This window comes from Alcanivorax limicola, from assembly GCF_019931215.1.
Classification (GTDB): Bacteria; Pseudomonadota; Gammaproteobacteria; order Pseudomonadales; family Alcanivoracaceae; genus Isoalcanivorax; species Isoalcanivorax limicola.
This window is the reverse complement of the sequence record NZ_JAIOUB010000001.1, coordinates 167,026-184,210: the sequence shown is the minus strand read 5'-3', so window position 1 is coordinate 184,210 and position 17,185 is coordinate 167,026. Positions and strand designations below refer to the sequence as shown.

Below are 17,185 nucleotides of genomic sequence, written 5' to 3'. Positions count from 1 at the left end.
CGGCGCTTTGTGAGCGCCGACTCTACCGATACATTATGTGTGTTGGTGGGGGGTGGCCCCGACCTGCAACAAGTGTAGCGAGTTTCACGCCTTATTGTTAGACGCAAAAGGCAAAAAATGGCCGTTTCCCATGGACTTTGGTCTATAGATGATGCGGGCTGAATTGCCCTGAAGCAAAAAAAGCGGCCTGTCGGCCGCTTTTTTCGTATTGCTCAGCTATCCGGGCTATCCCGACTACACCGCGCGCTCGAGGAGCATGGAGCGGATGTGGCCAATTGCCTTGGTCGGATTCAGCCCTTTCGGACACACGCTGACACAGTTCATGATGCCCCGGCAGCGGAACAGGGAGAACGGGTCGTCCAGGTGCCCGAGCCGCTCCGTGGTAGCCTGGTCACGGCTGTCCGCCAGGAAACGGTAGGACTGCAACAGCGCTGCCGGACCCAGGAACTTCTCCGGGTTCCACCAGAACGACGGGCAGCTGGTGGAGCAGCAGGCGCACAGGATGCACTCGTAGAGGCCGTCGATCTTGGCCCGGTCCTCCGGTGTCTGCAGTCGCTCGATGGCCGGCGCAGGTGTCTCGTTGATCAGGTAGGGCTTCACCTTCTCGTACTGGTTGTAGAACATGGTCATGTCTACGGCCAGATCACGAATCACCGGCAGGCCGGGCAACGGCCGCACGACCAGCGGCTTCTTGCCTTCCAGCACGCCCGGCGCCACTTCCGAGAGAGGCGTGATGCAGGCCAGACCATTCTTGCCGTTGATGTTCATGCCGTCGGAGCCACAGACCCCTTCACGGCAGGAACGACGGTAGGTCAGGCTGGAGTCCCGGTCCTTGATCAGGGCCAGAACGTCCAGCACCATCAGGTCCTTGCCCCCGGTGTCGACTTCGTAGTCCTGCATCCAGGGCTCGCGGTCGGTTTCCGGATTGTATCGATAGATACTGACTTTCATGATCCCGAGTCTCCGTTAGTAAGTCCGAACCTTCGGCTGGAAGGTATCGACAGTCTTCGGCGCAAAGTTCACCGCCCGTTTGCCGAGCTGCTTGGTCAGCGGGTCATAGATGGAGTGGCACAGCCAGTTCTCATCATCCCGATCCGGGAAGTCGTAGCGCGAGTGAGCGCCACGGCTCTCGGTGCGACCTTCTGCGGCAATCGCCGTAGCCTCGGCCACTTCCAGCAGGTTATCCAGCTCCAGCGCTTCGATGCGCGCGGTGTTGAAGGCGTTGCTCTTGTCGGTCAGGTGTGCACCGGCAATACGCTCGCGCAGATCCGCCAGCTTCTTCACGCCCTCGGCCATCAGGTCCCCTTTGCGGAACACACCGAAGTGGTTCTGCATGGTTTGCTGCAGCTCTTTGCGCAGATCGGTCACGGAGTCGCCCTTGTCCGACTCGTTCCAGCGGCGCATGCGCGCCATCGCCTGGTCGATATCGTCCGTGGACGGCTCGGCCTGGGTCATACCCTGGCGCAGCGCATCTTCGATGTGCAGGCCGGCCGCGCGACCGAAGACCACGAGATCCAGCAGCGAGTTGCCGCCGAGGCGGTTGGCACCGTGTACCGATACGCAAGCTACCTCGCCAACAGCGAACAAGCCGTCAATGATCTGGTCGTCACCGTCATGGCCCGCACTGAGACGCAGTGCCTGGCCGTGAATGTTGGCCGGAATGCCGCCCATCATGTAGTGACAGGTCGGTACCACGGGCACCGGCGCCTTGACCGGATCAACGTGGGCAAAGGTCTTGGACAGTTCACAGATGCCCGGCAGGCGGCTGTGCAGCACTTCCTCGCCCAGATGGTCCAGCTTCAGCAACACATGGTCACCGTTGGGACCACAGCCGCGACCGTCAAGGATCTCCATCATCATGGAGCGAGCCACGACGTCGCGGCCGGCAAGATCCTTGGCATTGGGCGCATAACGCTCCATGAAGCGCTCGCCGTCCTTGTTGATCAGATAGCCGCCTTCACCGCGGCACCCCTCGGTTACCAGGGTACCCGCACCATAAATGCCGGTGGGGTGGAACTGCCACATTTCGATGTCCTGCGCCGGCACACCGGCCCGCAGCGCCATGCCCATGCCGTCACCGGTATTGATCAGCGCATTGGTGGTGGACGCATAGATCCGCCCCGCCCCACCCGTGGCGAATACGGTCGCCTTGGACTTGAAGAACACCACTTCGCCGGTTTCGATACACAGCGCAATCACGCCGCACACCTGGCCCTGGGCATTCTTCACCAGCTCCACCGCCAGCCACTCGCTGTAGAACTGCGTGTTGTGCTTGACGTTCTGCTGATACAGCGTATGCAGCAGCGCGTGACCGGTACGGTCCGCCGCTGCACAGGTGCGCGCGGCCTGGCCGCCCTCACCATAATTCTTCGACTGCCCGCCGAACGGACGCTGATAGATGCGCCCTTCTTCGGTACGGGAGAACGGCAAGCCCATGTGCTCAAGCTCGAACACGGCTTCCGGGCCCACGGAGCACATATACTCCACCGCGTCCTGGTCACCGATATAGTCAGAGCCCTTGACGGTGTCATACATATGCCAGCGCCAGTCGTCATTCGGGTCCGAGCTGGCAATGGCGCAAGTGATACCGCCCTGTGCGGACACGGTGTGTGACCGGGTCGGAAACACCTTGGAAATCAGTGCGGTCTTGAAGCCGGACTGTGCCAGCTGCAGCGAGGCGCGCATACCCGCGCCGCCGCCGCCCACGATTACTGCATCAAACGTTACGGTTCTGATCGACATGACTTACGCGCCTCCCCAGATCATCACAAGGCCCCAGAGGACATATACCAGAATCAGCAATACCAGCAGCGTCTGGACAACCAGGCGTATGCCCGTAGCGGAGCTCCCCATCTGCGTGCCGGTGAGGTAGTCCGTGGTCACGGTCCAGAGGCCTACCCATGCGTGGGAGGCAATGGAAAAGACGACCAGTGTGTTGATGATCTGCATCGGCACTGATGTCATCAGTGCGTGCCAGGCGGCATACTCCAGGCCCGGATTGCACAACAGATAAGCCATCAGGCCGATTGCATAAATCGCCAGCAGATACGCGCTGACACGTTGTACCAGCCAGTCGGACAGGCCATTACGGCCCAGGCTTGTAACGCTGGTTACCATACCCAGACTCCCGCCAGAAGAATCAGTACTACAGATACGACAACAACCGTGAAAGCGCCGCGACGGCCGCCTTCCAGGGTTTCGCCGATCCCCATGTCCATAATCAGGTGCTTGATGCCCGCCGTCAGGTGATACAGCAGTGCAGCAAGGATGCCCCATACCACCAGTTTGGCCAGCGGTGTAGCGAGCAATGTCTTCATTTCGGCAAAGCTTTCCGGCGACGCCAGGGAGCGATCCAGCAACCACAGCAGAATCGGCAATGCCACGAACAAGGCAATACCGGAAATCCTGTGGGCGATAGACGTCAGGGCGCTGAGCGGAAACTTGATGGTGGTGAGATCGAGATTTACAGGTCGCTTGTCGTTCACGGTAGCCATCACTATTAGCTGGGCTCCAATTTTGTCGGAGCAGTTGTCGGGAACGTCCGGAACCCCGGGATCCAAAGCGGGTCTATGATGACTCGCCGGGAAAATATCAGGGCTCATGTGCACCGTCCGGGGCGGGCCGGTGCACGACGGGGCGGAAGTATATCCCTGCCCCTGCCTGAAAACAAACCGCAATATCTGCACCAATATCCCCAAGGCACTGTTTTTCAAAGGCCTTGAGACCTTCATCGCCAAAAGTATAAATTGCCCATGCGCACGATAGGCTTATTATATCGCTGCTCTATTTTGGGTCGCCGGGCGTAACACCCTGTTTACTCTTGCATTTGTGACTCACCGGTCCCCCACCCTGCGCGCTCAAGCGCGTTGACAAAGAGGGATCAAAACCTTAACGTCCGTCGCGCCTGACGTGCAGCGCCGCTCTGCACCGCGCCGTACAGTAAGGAACCCGGGTCGCTGACCCGCGATTCCCTGAAAGTGGGCACCCCTGATTGCCCCCGCGTAGGAGATTTCCATGACCGAGAAAAAAGCCATCCTCAAGGTGGACGGCCGTGAGGATATCGCTCTGTCGGTATACTCCCCATCCCTGGGACAGGACGTTGTTGACGTCAGCCCGTTGACTGGCAGCCAACTGTTTACCTTTGACCCGGGCTTTACGTCCACCGCATCCTGCGAGTCAAAGATCACCTATATTGATGGCGACGTCGGCAAGCTGCTGCACCGCGGCTACTCCATCGAGGAGCTGGCCAGCCAGTCGGATTATCTGGAAGTCTGTTTCCTGCTGCTGCACGGCGAATTGCCCTCGGCAGAAGAGAAAGAACAGTTTGTCAGCACCATCAAGAATCACACCATGGTGCATGAGCAGCTGCAGTTCTTCTATCGCGGTTTCCGTCGTGACGCGCACCCCATGGCCGTCATGTGTGGTGTCGTTGGCGCGCTGTCTGCCTTCTATCACGACTCCACCGACATCAAGAATCCCCAACATCGCGAGATCACGGCCATGCGCCTGATCGCCAAGATGCCGACCATCGCCGCCATGTGCTACAAGTACGCGGTAGGCCAGCCGTTCATGTATCCGCGCAACGACCTGACCTACTCGGAAAACTTCCTGCACATGATGTTCGGCACCCCGTGCGAAGAATCGAAGATCAGCCCGACCCTGGCCAAGGCCATGGACCGCATCTTCATTCTGCACGCGGACCACGAGCAGAACGCCTCCACCTCGACCGTACGCCTGGCCGGCTCCTCGGGCGCCAACCCGTTTGCCTGTATTGCGGCCGGCATCTCCGCCCTGTGGGGCCCCGCTCACGGCGGCGCCAACGAAGCAGTGCTGAACATGCTGGACGAGATTGGCGACGTTTCCAATATCGAGAAGTACATCGCCAAGGCCAAGGACAAGCAGGACCCGTTCAAGCTGATGGGCTTTGGTCACCGGGTTTACAAGAACTACGATCCGCGTGCCAGCGTGATGCGCGAATCCTGCCACGAAGTCCTCAAGGAGCTGGGCGTCAACGATCCGAAACTGGAACTGGCCCTGAAGCTCGAAGAGATCGCCCTCAGCGACCCTTACTTCAAGGAAAAGAAACTGTTCCCGAACGTGGATTTCTACTCGGGCATCATCCTGAGCGCCATTGGCATTCCGACTTCCATGTTTACCGTGATCTTCGCGCTGTCCCGCACCGTAGGCTGGATCGCACACTGGAACGAGATGATCTCCAACCCGTACAAGATCGGCCGTCCGCGCCAGCTCTACACCGGCGCAACCGAGCGACCTTTCGTGCCACCCGCGCAGCGCAAGTAAGCATTGCGCACGCTGAAAAGAAACCGCCTTCGGGCGGTTTTTTTTCGTCTTCGATTCGTGGCGTGACGTCTCAGCGGCATCAGGACTTGCGCCACCTGCGTCGAACACGGAAGCTTGAAGCATTCAGTATCAATCTGACGGAGCTCACGAATGAGCATGAATATCGGCTTCATTGGCCTGGGCGTCATGGGCTATCCCATGGCGGGCCATCTGCAACGCGCCGGACACTCGGTCTGCGTCTATAACCGGACAACGTTAAAGGCCGAGCGCTGGGTCGACCGGTTTGGCGGCATATTCGTTTCCACCCCGGCCGAAGCGGCCGTCGGCGCCGACCTGGTCATCACCTGTGTGGGCAACGATGATGACCTGCGCAGTGTCATAGAAGGGCCTGCCGGGGCGCTCTGCGGCATGCACCCGGGGGCCCTGCTGGTGGACCATACGACGGCCTCCGCTGACGTCACGCGCGAACTGGCCGCGCTGGCTCGGGCAAACCGGAACGACTGGCTGGATGCCCCCGTGTCCGGTGGCCAGCAAGGCGCCGAGAATGGCACCCTGACAATCATGTGTGGCGGCAGCCGGGAAAACTTCGAACTGGCCAGCCCCGCGCTGCGCTGCTACGCCAGAGCCTTGCAGCTGATGGGCGACACAGGCGCAGGCCAACTCACCAAAATGGTCAACCAGATCTGCGTTGCCGGTGTGGTGCAAGGTCTGGCAGAAGGTATGGCGTTCGCGGAAAGCGCCGGCCTGGATCCACACCAGGTCATCGAAGCCATCTCTCAGGGCGCAGCAGGCTCCTGGCAGATGACGCATCGCCACGACACCATGATCAAGGGTGAGTATGACCATGGCTTTGCCGTCAACTGGATGCGCAAGGACCTGGATATCTGCCTGCGCGAGGCCGCAGATAATGGCTGCGAATTGCCGCTGACCGAACTGGTGAACGAGTTCTATCGGGAGATCCAGCAGATGGGCGGCGGCCGCTGGGACACGTCCAGTCTGCTCAAGCGACTGCAGGCACGCCGGGTCCGTCACTGACCCGGCAGCCACTCAGGCTTACTGCCGCTGCAGGATCTGATTGGCCAGCCTGGCCAGCGCCGGATACTGGGCGGCCCGCTCCCGTGCACTGGCGGACGCCGCCGTACCACGCAGCACCCGCCCCTGAATGCCATGCAGAATTGCCGCCAAACGAAAGATGTTGAAGGCGATATAGAACGACCAGTGATCGATACCACTGCGGCCGGTGCGACGGCAGTAGGCCTCGATACACGCCGCTTCATCAGGAATGTTGAGTGATGTCAGATCCAGACCGCCGAGGCCATTCATGCCCTGTGCCGGCATGTGATACATCATCGCGTGGTAGGCAAAATCCGCCAGTGGATGACCGAGCGTAGACAGCTCCCAGTCCAGCACCGCAATCACTCGTGGCTCACGGGGGTGGAAAATCATGTTGTCACAGCGGAAGTCACCGTGGGCGACCACCACCTCATCGCCCGGCGGAATCATCGTCGGCAAGTCACGCACCAGCGCATCCATATCAGGGTCCTGGCCCGCTTCCGGGTCACCCAGGTATTGCTTTGACCAGAGCCCGATCTGGCGCGCGAAAAAATTCCCCGGCCGGCCATAGTCCGCCAACCCTGCGGCCGCCGGATCAATACCATGCAACTGTGCCAGCGTGGCGTTCATGGCATCGAAGTACGCGGCACGCTCCCCCGCTATCACCTCCGGAAACGTCGGGTCCCAGAAGATACGGCCTTCCACGTGATCCATGACATAAAACGGCGTACCGAGCACGGCTGCGTCTTCGCACAGCGCATACACCCGAGGTACCGGGAATCCCTGCCCCGCCAGTGCCAGCTGCACGCGCGCCTCACGCTCGACACTGTGCGCCCCCTTGAGGACAGGACCATCAGGCTTGCGGCGCAAAACGTAAACACCGGAGCCGGCGTCGATACGCCAGGACGGAATGGACTGCCCGCCCGGAAAGCGTGTCAGCCGAATCGGGCCACGGAAGCCCTCGATATGCTGCGCCAGCCAGGTCTCGAGTGTTGCGGGATTGAACGGGAGCGTGTCTGTCTGCGCCATCCTTGCCTCCGGGTATCAGATCGTCGAATGCTTCGACAAACCGTATACCAGCCCGCAAGGGGTGGGCCATGACCGGGATTGACAGCCCAAAAGAAAAAGCCCGCTTCTCGCGAAGCGGGCTTGCTCTTTTTGGCGTCCCCTAGGGGATTCGAACCCCTGTTACCGCCGTGAAAGGGCGGTGTCCTAGGCCTCTAGACGAAGGGGACAAAACCTTCTGAACTTGAGTCTGGCCTGGAATCTGGTGGAGCCAGGCGGGATCGAACCGCCGACCTCTACAATGCCATTGTAGCGCTCTCCCAGCTGAGCTATGGCCCCAGATTTGTGCGCGAGCTCTGAAAGCTCGCCGCTGGTCTTGCTACAACCGGCAGCCTCGGCCCCGGTTGAGGCTGCGCATTGTAGCAGCAGCCCGGAGGCTGTCAAGCAAATGACATGCGATCTGTCACTGATCGTCTATTGCTTGATCAGCCTGTTCCGAGCGCAGTGCAAGCCATTGTTTCTCCAGCTTCTTGCCCTGCTTCTTGGATACGCCGCCCAGCACCTCAATGGCCTGGCGCAAACGTGCCCGCGACAAGTCCGGACCGATCAAGGCCATGCTATCCACCACCGAGAAACTTGCTGCCGTACCGGCAATCGCGACGAACACCGGGAACAGGAAATCCTTGACCTTGACCCCGAGGCCGTCGGCCAGGCTTTTCGCTTCCGCAAAGATCGCATCGCGCTCCCAGGTACGCAGGGCTTCCAGTGACCAGAGCAGATACTGCAACCACTCTTTCATGTCTTCCGGCGGATGCTGGCTGTGCACAAAGCTGTTCTCGGTAATGGCTGGCGCATCACCAAAGCAGAAACCGGCCTTCTCCACGACCTGGCTGAGCGTCTCTACCCGGCTCTTGATGTGTGGAATCACCGCCAGAGCATGCTCGCGATTGAACAGCCACTGTTGCAGCTGCTCCAGGAATGCATCGTCATCCAGCTCCCGCAGCCACTGCCCGTTCAGCCAGGACAGCTTTTCGACGTCGAACACGGGCCCACCCAGTGAAACACGCTTGATATCGAAGGCCGCCTGCATCTCGGGCAGGGTGAACTTTTCTTTCTCATCCGGCATGGACCAGCCCATGCGGCCGAGGTAATTGACCAGCGCTTCGGGCAAATAGCCTTTCTGGCGATAGTAACTGATGCTGGTCGGATTCTTGCGCTTGGAAAGCTTTGACTTGTCCGGGTTGCGCAACAACGGCATATGGCACAGCACCGGCATATCCCAACCGAAATACTCGTACAGCAGTTTGTGTTTGGGAGCCGAGTTGAGCCACTCCTCCCCCCGAATCACATGGGTGATGCCCATCAGGTGATCATCCACGACATTGGCCAGATGATAGGTAGGCATCCCGTCAGACTTCATCAGGATCTGCGCATCCACCAGTGACCAGTCCAGCTCTACGGTGCCGCGCAACATGTCCTCAACCGGGCAGCGGCCGGTTTCCGGCACGCGCATTCTGACCACGCTGGGGGCGCCTGCCGCTTCCCGACGCGCCACCTCGTCCGCCGTCAGTTCCAGATCACTGGCTTTCAATGCCCGCTGCTCGCCACTGCTTTTGAGCGCCTCGCGCAGCTGCTCCAGCTCTTCCGGCGTGCGATAGCAACGAAACGCATGACCGCTATCCAGCAGACGCTGTGCATGCTCACGGTAAATCTCGCTACGTTCGCTTTGCCGGTAAGGGCCGTGAGGGCCACCGACGTCAGGCCCCTCATCCCACCCCAGCCCCAGCCAGCGCAGCGCATCGAAAATGGCCTGCTCTGATGCCGCCGTGGAACGCGCCTGATCGGTATCCTCGATACGCAGAATGAACTCACCGCCATGCTGGCGCGCAAAGCAGAGATTGAACAGCGCGATATAGGCGGTGCCAACATGGGGATCGCCGGTGGGCGACGGTGCAACGCGGGTACGAACGGTCATGAAAACTCCAGTCATTCAGGGCCGGGCATTTCTGGCTGGCGCGGATTATACCCGCCTTGGGCGCCGGTATCGCCCCCACGCAAAAGGAATCACATCCATGCTAAAGTGCCTGTCCCATGATCTACATTAACAAGGGGTATTCCTGATGCAGAAAAGACATCACATGAGCCTTGTTGCGGGCCTTGTGGCCGGTGGCATGCTGGTCAGCGGCTGTTCCGACCGCGATCCCCCGGAGCCGCCTTCCACTGCGCCCGGCGAGACAGCTGCCCATGCAGAACAAACCCATGCGGATCATACGCACGAGGACACCCGGGGAGAGCCTGCCGGGCTGCCACGGAGCACCGCACCGGATGGTGCCCGGGTCTTCTTCATCAGCCCGGCAGATGGCGACACCGTCAGCAGCCCCGTGACCATCAGCTTTGGCCTGGAGGGCATGGAGGTAGTGCCCGCGGGTGAAGAGCAGGAAAATGCGGGTCATCACCACCTGCTGATCAACCTGGATGAGCTGCCAGCCATGGACTTCCCGCTGCCGGCAACAGATCAGATCGTGCACTTCGGCGGCGGCCAGACCGAGACCGAGCTCGAACTGCCGCCAGGCACTCACACCCTGCAACTGCTGCTGGGTGATCACATGCATATCCCGCATGATCCACCGGTGCTGTCCGACACCATCACGATTACCGTCGAAGAATAGCCCACAGTCTGCGTCAGCATGCCCTCACGGGCATGCTGCGCGCTGTGCCATAATGGCTTGCCGACTAAACCAGACCACACGACCAGACCACACGCTGATGCCCTCCCTGCCCCCTGACCACGCTGCGCCTGCCTCCCCGGCATCGCCTCCCCCGACATTGCGTCGCCGTCTGTCCGTCGCGCCGATGATGGACTGGACCAGTCGCGACTTCCGTTATCTGTGCCGATTGATCACCCGGCACACGCTGCTCTACACCGAGATGGTCACCGCGCCCGCGATCATTCACGGGCATCGCGACACCCTGCTCGGCTTTGATGCCCTGGAGCACCCGGTGGCCGTGCAACTCGGCGGCAGCGACCCGGCCCAACTGGCCGAGGCGGCGCGCATCTGTGCCGATTACGGCTACGACGAGGTCAACCTCAATGTGGGCTGCCCTTCCGACCGGGTGCAATCGGGCCGTTTCGGCGCCTGTCTGATGGCTGATCCGGGCCTGGTGGCCGAGTGTGTGGCGGCAATGGCCGCCGCTGTCTCACTGCCGGTGACCGTCAAGAGCCGCATCGGCATTGACGATCAGGATGACTATGCGTTCCTGCATACCTTTGTCGACACGGTGCGTCAGGCGGGCTGCCGCAGCTTTACCATTCATGCCCGCAAGGCCATCCTCGCCGGGCTCAGCCCGAAAGAGAACCGGGACATCCCGCCCCTGGTCTACGAGCGCGCCTACGCAATCAAGCAGGATTTCCCGGACTGCGAGATCATCATCAACGGTGGCATACGCTCACTGGACGCAGTGCGTGAGCATCTGGATCAGGTGGATGGCGTCATGATTGGCCGGGAGGCCTACATGAATCCCTGGTTTCTGCGCGACGCAGACCCGCTGCTGTTCGACACGCCCGCCCCCTGCACGGACCGTCACAGTGTGATTGAGGCGTTCCTGCCCTATGTCGAGCAACGGTATGCGCAGGGCGTGCACCCGAAGCACGTGTTGCGCCATGTCCTCAACCTGTTCCAGGGCATCCCGGGCGCGCGTGCCTTTCGTCGCCATCTGAGCACCCGGGCGCATCTCGCCGATGCCACACCGGAAGTATTGCTTGAGGCCTTGCGGCTTGTGCCGCGTTAACGCACGCTTGTCACCTGTCCGGGGCATAATGTCCCGAATCGCCGCTCATTCGACACAGGCTTACAGGAAGCAGGCACTGAACTCATGACTAGCAAACGCGCACAACTGGCCAGGTGGAGTACTCTGGTCGCCGACACCGGGGACATGGATACGATCCGCGCCCTGCAGCCCGAAGACGCCACGACCAACCCGTCCCTGCTGCTGGCAATCGCCCGGGAACCGCGCTATCAGAGCCTGCTTGAGGATGCGGGCCTGCTGGCTCGGCAGCTGGGCCGCGAGGACAGCATTGTCCTGCGCTGTGATGCCTTCGCCACCCTGACCGGCCGCACCATCCTTGATACGGTGCCCGGCCTGGTGTCCACGGAAGTCGATGCGCGACTGTCTTTCGATACCATGGCCACCGTCGAGCGCGCTCGCAGCCTGATCGCGCTGTACCGCGAACTGGGCGTCGATACGGGCCGCATCCTGATCAAGATAGCGGCCACCTGGGAAGGCATACAGGCGGCAGCGATCCTTGAGCAGGAAGGCATCCGCTGCAACCTCACGCTGGTGTTTTGCCTTGAACAGGCACTCGCAGCCGCCCAGCATGGCGCCACGCTGATCTCTCCGTTCGTTGGCCGCATCTACGACTGGTATGTCAAACACGGCACCGTTGTCGAGAGCGCCGACACTGATCCTGGCGTGATATCGGTCAAGGCGATCTTCCACACACTCAAAAGCCAGGGGCTGGACACCATCGTCATGGGTGCCAGCTTCCGCAATGCCGGCCAGATCGAGGCGCTGGCGGGCTGTGATCGCCTGACTATCAGCCCGGCCCTGCTTGAAACACTGGAAAACGACACCGGCTCACTGACGCAGCAACTGAATGCCGATACGGTTGTTCCCGCAGAAGACCCGACTTCGACAGAGCAGCGGCCGGCACAGCTCAACGAGGCTGTGTTCCGCTGGGCCATGAACGACAACCCCATGGCCTGCGATCTGCTCAGTGATGGCATCCGGCGCTTCGCTAGGGACCAGGAGGCACTGGAGGCACTGCTGGCATGATAGCGATGCTGCGACAATTGCTTGGCGAGGCCGCTGCACCAGACGCCGACAAGCACGACCTGCATCTGGCCGCCGCCGCGCTGCTGTATGAAGTGGCACGGGCGGATGGGCAGATCGACCGGGACGAGCTCGACACCCTGCTTGACCGCCTTGAGCAGCGCTGGCAGTTGCCCAGAGCCCAGGTAAAGGAAAAATTCCAGCAAGCAGAAACGGCCGCCGAAGGTGCCACGGACTATTTTCAGTTTACGCGCTCACTGCGCGCTCACTGGTCCGCAGAACAGCGCCTTGAATTGATCGTTGATATGTGGGCGGTCGCCCATGCCGACGGGGAAACACACCCTCATGAAGAGTATGTGATCCGCAAGGTAGCGGATCTTCTGTACGTGGCGCACAGTGATTTTATTCGGGCACGGCATCTGATTCGCGGGCATTGATCCGTCGCGCTTACCAGTCGTCATCATCCCAGTCGTCTATATCCGAACCGAATTCGAAATCGTCGTCAACGGATCGCTGACCCGCCGCAGAGCGGCGGCTCTGCAGATAGAAATCGCGCAGGAAAGCATAGCGATCGCCACTGATGGCATCCTCAAAGTCCAGCACCCTGGCGCGCACATCCAGCAAATAGATCCCCGTATAGGTCCAGCTCGTCAACGTGTGGTCTATCTGCCGAGCCGGCCCCAGATAATAGTCCGGGTACATGGCCGGGGTGTCACGCACCGTTGAAGGCCCCAGACCCGGTAACATCAGGTAAGGCCCCTCCGGCACGCCCCAGCGCGCCAGAGTAATACCGAAATCACTGTCGCGTTTGCTCAGCTCGACACTGGTGGCCACATCAAAAAAGCCGGCGACGCCAAGCGTGGTATTAAGACCAAAACGGCCCAGATTGTTGCCCGCATCACGCCAGCGCCATTGCAGCAGGTTGTTCACGCCACTGCGCAGGTCACGCACGTTCTCGAAGAAATTGCCTATGGGCCGCCGGACAAAACCGGGCACAACTCGCCGGTATGCCTTCGCAGCGGGTTTGGCGGTGTATTGATCGACCGTTTCATTGAACGAAAAGATGCGCCGGTTCATGGCTTCCCAGGGATCATTGGGGTGACTCGCGGTACCTTGATAGCGCTCCCCGGTCTCAGCAGCACGGAGCGCGTCAGCATAGTCTGCCGCCGCCGCCATCGGCAGCAAGCTCACCAGGCCCAGCGCATATATCAGTACTGCTTTTACTTGTCTCACCCTGCCTCCCGGGCAGCTCCGCAACTGCCGGAGTATAGCAGGCCTGACGTGATCAGCCAGCCACGCCAGAAACCGTCTGCTCGCCCCGCTGAACGCGGCATGTCACGGCACTTCCGCGGGCGCAACACCCGCCAGAACACCCCGCTCGCGCAGCCCGGCGAGCAGGTCTGCGCCAAAGCGCAACACCGCCTCCGGATCAGGGTGGGCCAGGTCCGTGGCCAACTGCCGCAGCAATGCCTCCCCGGCACGACCGGGCCATTGCGTGATGAGCGCCAGCAGCTGTGCGGTCACGCTGTTTATTTCCATGAACCGGACACTGTCTGTGGCATCCCGATAGATCAACAACCACACCGGCGCCGGCAATGGCGCGTCGGGCTGATACTCGGCACCTATCTGATGAACCGGCCAGTCGTAGCTGAGAACCTCCACCAACGGCGACAGCACGGGGGCGCCTGCCAGCAGATCTCCGGACGGATCGCACTCCTGCGGCGTCACATCCCGGGTATCGAGTACCAGTTCCATCCACTCATAGTGCGCAAGCTGCTGCACAAACGGCGGATCGTCGGCGGTCAACGTCTCGCCGGCATCCAGAAAAGCAAGAAACGCCTCGGGAATATCGCGAAAGTACGGGGAGTGGCAAGTATGGTTGCGCATGAAATCCCGCACCAGCTGCTGCCAGCGCAGCTCCGGTAACAGGCTGTGCAATACAGGAAAACCGGTGCGCAGAAAATTGTCCAGATTATTGAAAAACAGGTCGCGGTATATGCGCAGACGACGGTCTTCGAGCCCCTCGGGAGGCAGGTTGTGCTCCGGATCCCGCAGGTGTCCGGCAAACATGCGCTGTACGCGTTGAAAATCCTGTTCGGTCATCGTACCGCAGCCCCACCGGCAGCGCTTTCCCCTGCAGATTGCAAAGCGCGGATCTGGCGCACCTCGGAAAGCAACTCCGGCACCGACGGAAAATTGAAATCACGCTCCAGCAGTGTGGGGAGCACTCCGAACTCAGCATAGGCATGTGACAACAGCGCCCACACCGGGTCTGTCACCGCACTGCCATGGGTATCGACCTTGAGATCTGCCGCTTCGTCAAAGTGCCCTGCAACATGCACATACATGATCCGCTCACCCGGCAGACCGCTGATGTACTGCGCGGCATCGTAACCATGATTGATACTGTTCACGTAGGCGTTGTTGACATCAAGCAGCAAACCGCAGTCGGCTTCCTCCAGTACCGCGCACACGAAATCCAGCTCACTCATCTGCTGCCCCGGTGCCGCGTAATAGCTGACATGCTCAATACCGATACGTTGACCGAGGAAATCCTGCACTTGCCGAATCCGTGCGGCGGCATGATGTACCGCCTCCTCGGTAAACGGAATCGGCATCAGGTCATACAGATGGCCGTGATCGCTGCAGTAACTCAGGTGTTCTGTATAACAACGCACATCGTTGTCACGCAGAAAATGCCTGACATCGTGGAGAAAACCCATGTCCAGAGGTTCCGGCCCTCCCAGGGACAACGACAAACCATGACTGACCAGGGGATACTGATCTGAAAATTCAGCGAAACGCCGCTTCCAGCGCCCGCCGAGCCCCACCCAGTTCTCGGGTGCGACTTCCATAAAATTCACCGCTGACGCTACCGCATCCGCGTGCTCTGACAAAGGCGCCATAAGGCCACGGCGCAGGCCAAGGCCCGCGCCGTGTATAGCAGGATCAATACGCCAGGGCTCAGGCTGAACCACACTTGCCCTCACCGCACTTACCTTCGCCGCACTTGCCTTCACCACACTTTCCCTCGCCGCATTTTCCTTCTGCATCCTTGTCATGATGCTCGGCCAGTTGATAGCCGGCGCTCAGGTCCTTGGCGGCAAACGGGTTTTCCGCAGCCTGGACCGGTGCCGCTGAAGCGCCCGCCAGCATGGCGGCACCCAGCGCTGCTGCCAGGGTATGACGTCTGGTTGATTGAGACATGGGGAACTCCTTCTTTTGTCAGTGGGATACTGCACACTACTCCGACGGCAGTTGCAGGTAAATACTGTCCCAGCACACCGGTGTGCATACCGTGAAGGGTGTGTAAACAGCAAAAAGCCCGGCTGTACCGGGCTTTTTGCTTCTTACGTCCTTGTAATCAATACAGCGCGCTTACCAGCCCGGCTGCTGCGTCCCTTCTTCGTCATCGTCTTCGGTTTCATCTTCACCGGTATCCCAGCCCTGCTCAGCCTGATAGCTGGTCGGGCCCTGTGCGCCATTATCGGAAGCGACCGCCGCGTGGGTGGCCGGAGCAAACATGGCGCCAACCAGGAAGGCGATGGCGGCAATGGCAGCGAACGGGTTCAGCTTTTTGATATCCATGGTGCTTCTCCTCTCAATTGACGGTATGCCAAATGAATTGTGGGTTGCATGGTTTTCGTCATTGGCAACACCACGATGTTCCAGAAGCAGCATGGAAACGGCCGATGTTTTACACGCGTTTAATATTCCGCGGAACAGGTTCACATTCTGACGTGCGCCAGCGCGCTTTCTGGCTCACAGCTTCTCCAGCACCACGCTACCAATGGAGTAGCCCGCCCCAAATGAGCAGATAACACCGCGATCACCGGCTTTCAGGTCCTGATTGTATTTGTGAAAGGCAATAATGGAGCCGGCAGAACTGGTATTGGCGTATTCATCCAGAATAACCGGTGCCTCTTCACGAGTGGCCGGGCGCCCGAGCACACGGCGGGAAATAAACTCGTTCATGCCCAGATTGGCCTGATGCAGCCACATGCGGCTGAGCGCATCCGAGGTCATACCCAGATCGCTGATATGGCTGCTGATCTGCTCGGCCACCATCGGACACACATCCTTGAAGACCTTGCGCCCTTCCTGACGGAACAGTTTGTCACGCGCGCCGACGCCGGATTCATCTGCTCTGTTGAGGAAGCCGAAATTATTGCGGATATTATTGGAGAACTTTGTTTGCAAGCGAGTACCCAGCACTTCCCACTGATTGCCGGACGTTGCATCCTCCCGCGCCTCCAGTACCAGCGCCGTGGCCACATCACCGAAAATAAAGTGACAGTCACGATCTTCCCAGGCCAGATGCGCCGAACAGATTTCCGGGTTCACCACCACGACACAGCGAGCACTGCCGGTACGAATCGCATCCACCGCCGCCTGCAGGCCGAACGTCGCCGCAGAGCACGCCACGTTCATGTCGTAACCCCAGCCCTTTTCCATGCCCAGGTAGTGCTGTATCTCGATGGCCATGGCGGGATAAGGTCGCTGCAGGTTGGAGCACGCGACCAGCACGGCGTCCACGTCTGCCGGTGTGCGCCCGGCACTCTCCAGCGCCCGATGGATCGCGCGCACCCCCATTTCGGCCTGCACGGACATCTCATCATCGCTGCGTTCGGCGATATGCGGCGCCATCCGCTCGGGGTCCAGTACACCGTCCTTGTTCAGCACATAGCGCTGACGAATCCCCGACGCCTTCTCGATAAACTCGGCGCTTGACGGTTGCAGGGGTTGCAGGGTGCCCGCTTCGATGTCCGCCGCGTTGCGGCTGTTATACAGCTCTACATAGCTGTTGTAGGACACCACCAGTTCCTCGTTGGTGATGAACTCTTCCGGGGTCCACAAACCGGTCCCGCTGATAACCACTGCCCGCTGTGTCACTGCCCTGTCCTCGCATCGAAAAGGCCAGCCGGTGCCCCGACTGGCAAAAAGAAGGTCTCAAGCCACGGATTATCGCGGTTACGGCGGCGATAGGCAAAGACAC

At 60.3% G+C, this 17,185-nt stretch carries 18 protein-coding genes and 2 tRNA genes; 6 read left to right on the top strand and 14 right to left on the bottom strand.

Annotation, left to right across the window (positions count from 1 at the left end):
- Positions 1-234 precede the first annotated feature (234 nt).
- Genes K8B33_RS00835 through sdhC form a run of 4 tightly spaced genes read right to left on the bottom strand, consistent with a single transcriptional unit; the run spans position 235 to position 3,485 of the window.
- Positions 235-951: a succinate dehydrogenase iron-sulfur subunit gene (locus tag K8B33_RS00835; RefSeq protein ID WP_223422225.1), complete on the bottom strand. Its 717-nt coding sequence runs from the start codon at positions 949-951 to the stop codon at positions 235-237.
- 15 nt (positions 952-966) lie between these two features.
- Entirely contained in the window at positions 967-2,742 is a 1,776-nt protein-coding gene (gene sdhA / locus K8B33_RS00830) for a succinate dehydrogenase flavoprotein subunit (RefSeq protein WP_223422223.1), read from the bottom strand.
- A gap of 3 nt (positions 2,743-2,745) precedes the next feature.
- The gene (sdhD, locus tag K8B33_RS00825) at positions 2,746-3,117 is read right to left on the bottom strand and encodes a succinate dehydrogenase, hydrophobic membrane anchor protein (protein WP_223422221.1); all 372 of its coding nucleotides are present in this window, start codon (positions 3,115-3,117) and stop codon (positions 2,746-2,748) included.
- Entirely contained in the window at positions 3,111-3,485 is a 375-nt protein-coding gene (gene sdhC, locus K8B33_RS00820; protein ID WP_223424461.1) for a succinate dehydrogenase, cytochrome b556 subunit, read from the bottom strand. The genes sdhD and sdhC overlap by 7 nt, the downstream gene beginning before the upstream one ends.
- 529 nt (positions 3,486-4,014) lie before the next feature.
- Here sdhC and gltA point away from each other — a divergent pair.
- Positions 4,015-5,301 carry a citrate synthase gene (gene gltA / locus K8B33_RS00815; RefSeq protein WP_223422219.1) on the top strand — a complete coding sequence of 429 codons (1,287 nt, stop codon included), beginning with the start codon at positions 4,015-4,017 and terminating at the stop codon, positions 5,299-5,301.
- A gap of 150 nt (positions 5,302-5,451) precedes the next feature.
- Positions 5,452-6,336 (top strand): NAD(P)-dependent oxidoreductase, encoded by an 885-nt coding sequence (locus tag K8B33_RS00810; protein ID WP_223422216.1) that lies wholly within the window; start codon positions 5,452-5,454, stop codon positions 6,334-6,336.
- An 18-nt stretch (positions 6,337-6,354) separates the two neighbouring features.
- Here the strand turns inward: K8B33_RS00810 and K8B33_RS00805 are convergent, their stop codons facing one another.
- From K8B33_RS00805 to gltX, 4 genes are all read right to left on the bottom strand, one after another.
- Positions 6,355-7,383, bottom strand: coding sequence for a phosphotransferase family protein (locus K8B33_RS00805; RefSeq protein WP_223422214.1), 1,029 nt, complete (start codon positions 7,381-7,383; stop codon positions 6,355-6,357).
- Between the two features lie 130 nt (positions 7,384-7,513).
- Positions 7,514-7,589, bottom strand: a tRNA-Glu gene (locus tag K8B33_RS00800).
- A 33-nt stretch (positions 7,590-7,622) separates the two neighbouring features.
- Positions 7,623-7,698 (bottom strand) — tRNA-Ala (locus K8B33_RS00795).
- Positions 7,699-7,822: 124 nt separating this feature from the next.
- On the bottom strand, positions 7,823-9,334 hold the full coding sequence (gene gltX / locus K8B33_RS00790) for a glutamate--tRNA ligase (protein ID WP_223422212.1): 1,512 nt from the start codon (positions 9,332-9,334) through the stop codon (positions 7,823-7,825).
- A gap of 163 nt (positions 9,335-9,497) precedes the next feature.
- Between gltX and K8B33_RS00785 the strand changes: the two genes are divergently transcribed.
- The 4 genes from K8B33_RS00785 to K8B33_RS00770 all read left to right on the top strand — a co-directional run bounded on the left by K8B33_RS00785 (position 9,498) and on the right by K8B33_RS00770 (position 12,626).
- Entirely contained in the window at positions 9,498-10,028 is a 531-nt protein-coding gene (locus tag K8B33_RS00785; protein ID WP_223422210.1) for a DUF4399 domain-containing protein, read from the top strand.
- Between the two features lie 97 nt (positions 10,029-10,125).
- Positions 10,126-11,148 carry a tRNA dihydrouridine(20/20a) synthase DusA gene (gene dusA, locus K8B33_RS00780; RefSeq protein ID WP_223422207.1) on the top strand — a complete coding sequence of 341 codons (1,023 nt, stop codon included), beginning with the start codon at positions 10,126-10,128 and terminating at the stop codon, positions 11,146-11,148.
- An 84-nt stretch (positions 11,149-11,232) separates the two neighbouring features.
- Positions 11,233-12,192: a transaldolase gene (locus tag K8B33_RS00775; RefSeq protein WP_223422205.1), complete on the top strand. Its 960-nt coding sequence runs from the start codon at positions 11,233-11,235 to the stop codon at positions 12,190-12,192.
- Positions 12,189-12,626: a tellurite resistance TerB family protein gene (locus tag K8B33_RS00770; protein ID WP_223422203.1), complete on the top strand. Its 438-nt coding sequence runs from the start codon at positions 12,189-12,191 to the stop codon at positions 12,624-12,626. Before K8B33_RS00775 ends, K8B33_RS00770 begins: the two co-directional genes overlap by 4 nt.
- Positions 12,627-12,636: 10 nt before the next feature.
- Here K8B33_RS00770 and K8B33_RS00765 read toward each other — a convergent pair whose 3' ends face one another.
- The 6 genes from K8B33_RS00765 to K8B33_RS00740 form a co-directional block, all read right to left on the bottom strand.
- Positions 12,637-13,422 carry an MlaA family lipoprotein gene (locus K8B33_RS00765; protein WP_223422201.1) on the bottom strand — a complete coding sequence of 262 codons (786 nt, stop codon included), beginning with the start codon at positions 13,420-13,422 and terminating at the stop codon, positions 12,637-12,639.
- Positions 13,423-13,524: 102 nt separating this feature from the next.
- Positions 13,525-14,292, bottom strand: a complete 768-nt coding sequence (locus tag K8B33_RS00760) for an HvfC family RiPP maturation protein (protein WP_223422198.1) — start codon at positions 14,290-14,292, stop codon at positions 13,525-13,527.
- Positions 14,289-15,167, bottom strand: a complete 879-nt coding sequence (locus K8B33_RS00755; protein WP_223422195.1) for an HvfB family MNIO-type RiPP peptide maturase — start codon at positions 15,165-15,167, stop codon at positions 14,289-14,291. Before K8B33_RS00755 ends, K8B33_RS00760 begins: the two co-directional genes overlap by 4 nt.
- Positions 15,154-15,396 carry an HvfA family oxazolone/thioamide-modified RiPP metallophore gene (locus tag K8B33_RS00750; protein WP_223422192.1) on the bottom strand — a complete coding sequence of 81 codons (243 nt, stop codon included), beginning with the start codon at positions 15,394-15,396 and terminating at the stop codon, positions 15,154-15,156. Before K8B33_RS00750 ends, K8B33_RS00755 begins: the two co-directional genes overlap by 14 nt.
- A gap of 171 nt (positions 15,397-15,567) precedes the next feature.
- Positions 15,568-15,777 carry a hypothetical protein gene (locus tag K8B33_RS00745; RefSeq protein WP_223422190.1) on the bottom strand — a complete coding sequence of 70 codons (210 nt, stop codon included), beginning with the start codon at positions 15,775-15,777 and terminating at the stop codon, positions 15,568-15,570.
- A gap of 174 nt (positions 15,778-15,951) precedes the next feature.
- Positions 15,952-17,082 (bottom strand): beta-ketoacyl-ACP synthase III, encoded by a 1,131-nt coding sequence (locus K8B33_RS00740; RefSeq protein ID WP_223422188.1) that lies wholly within the window; start codon positions 17,080-17,082, stop codon positions 15,952-15,954.
- Positions 17,083-17,185 lie beyond the last annotated feature (103 nt).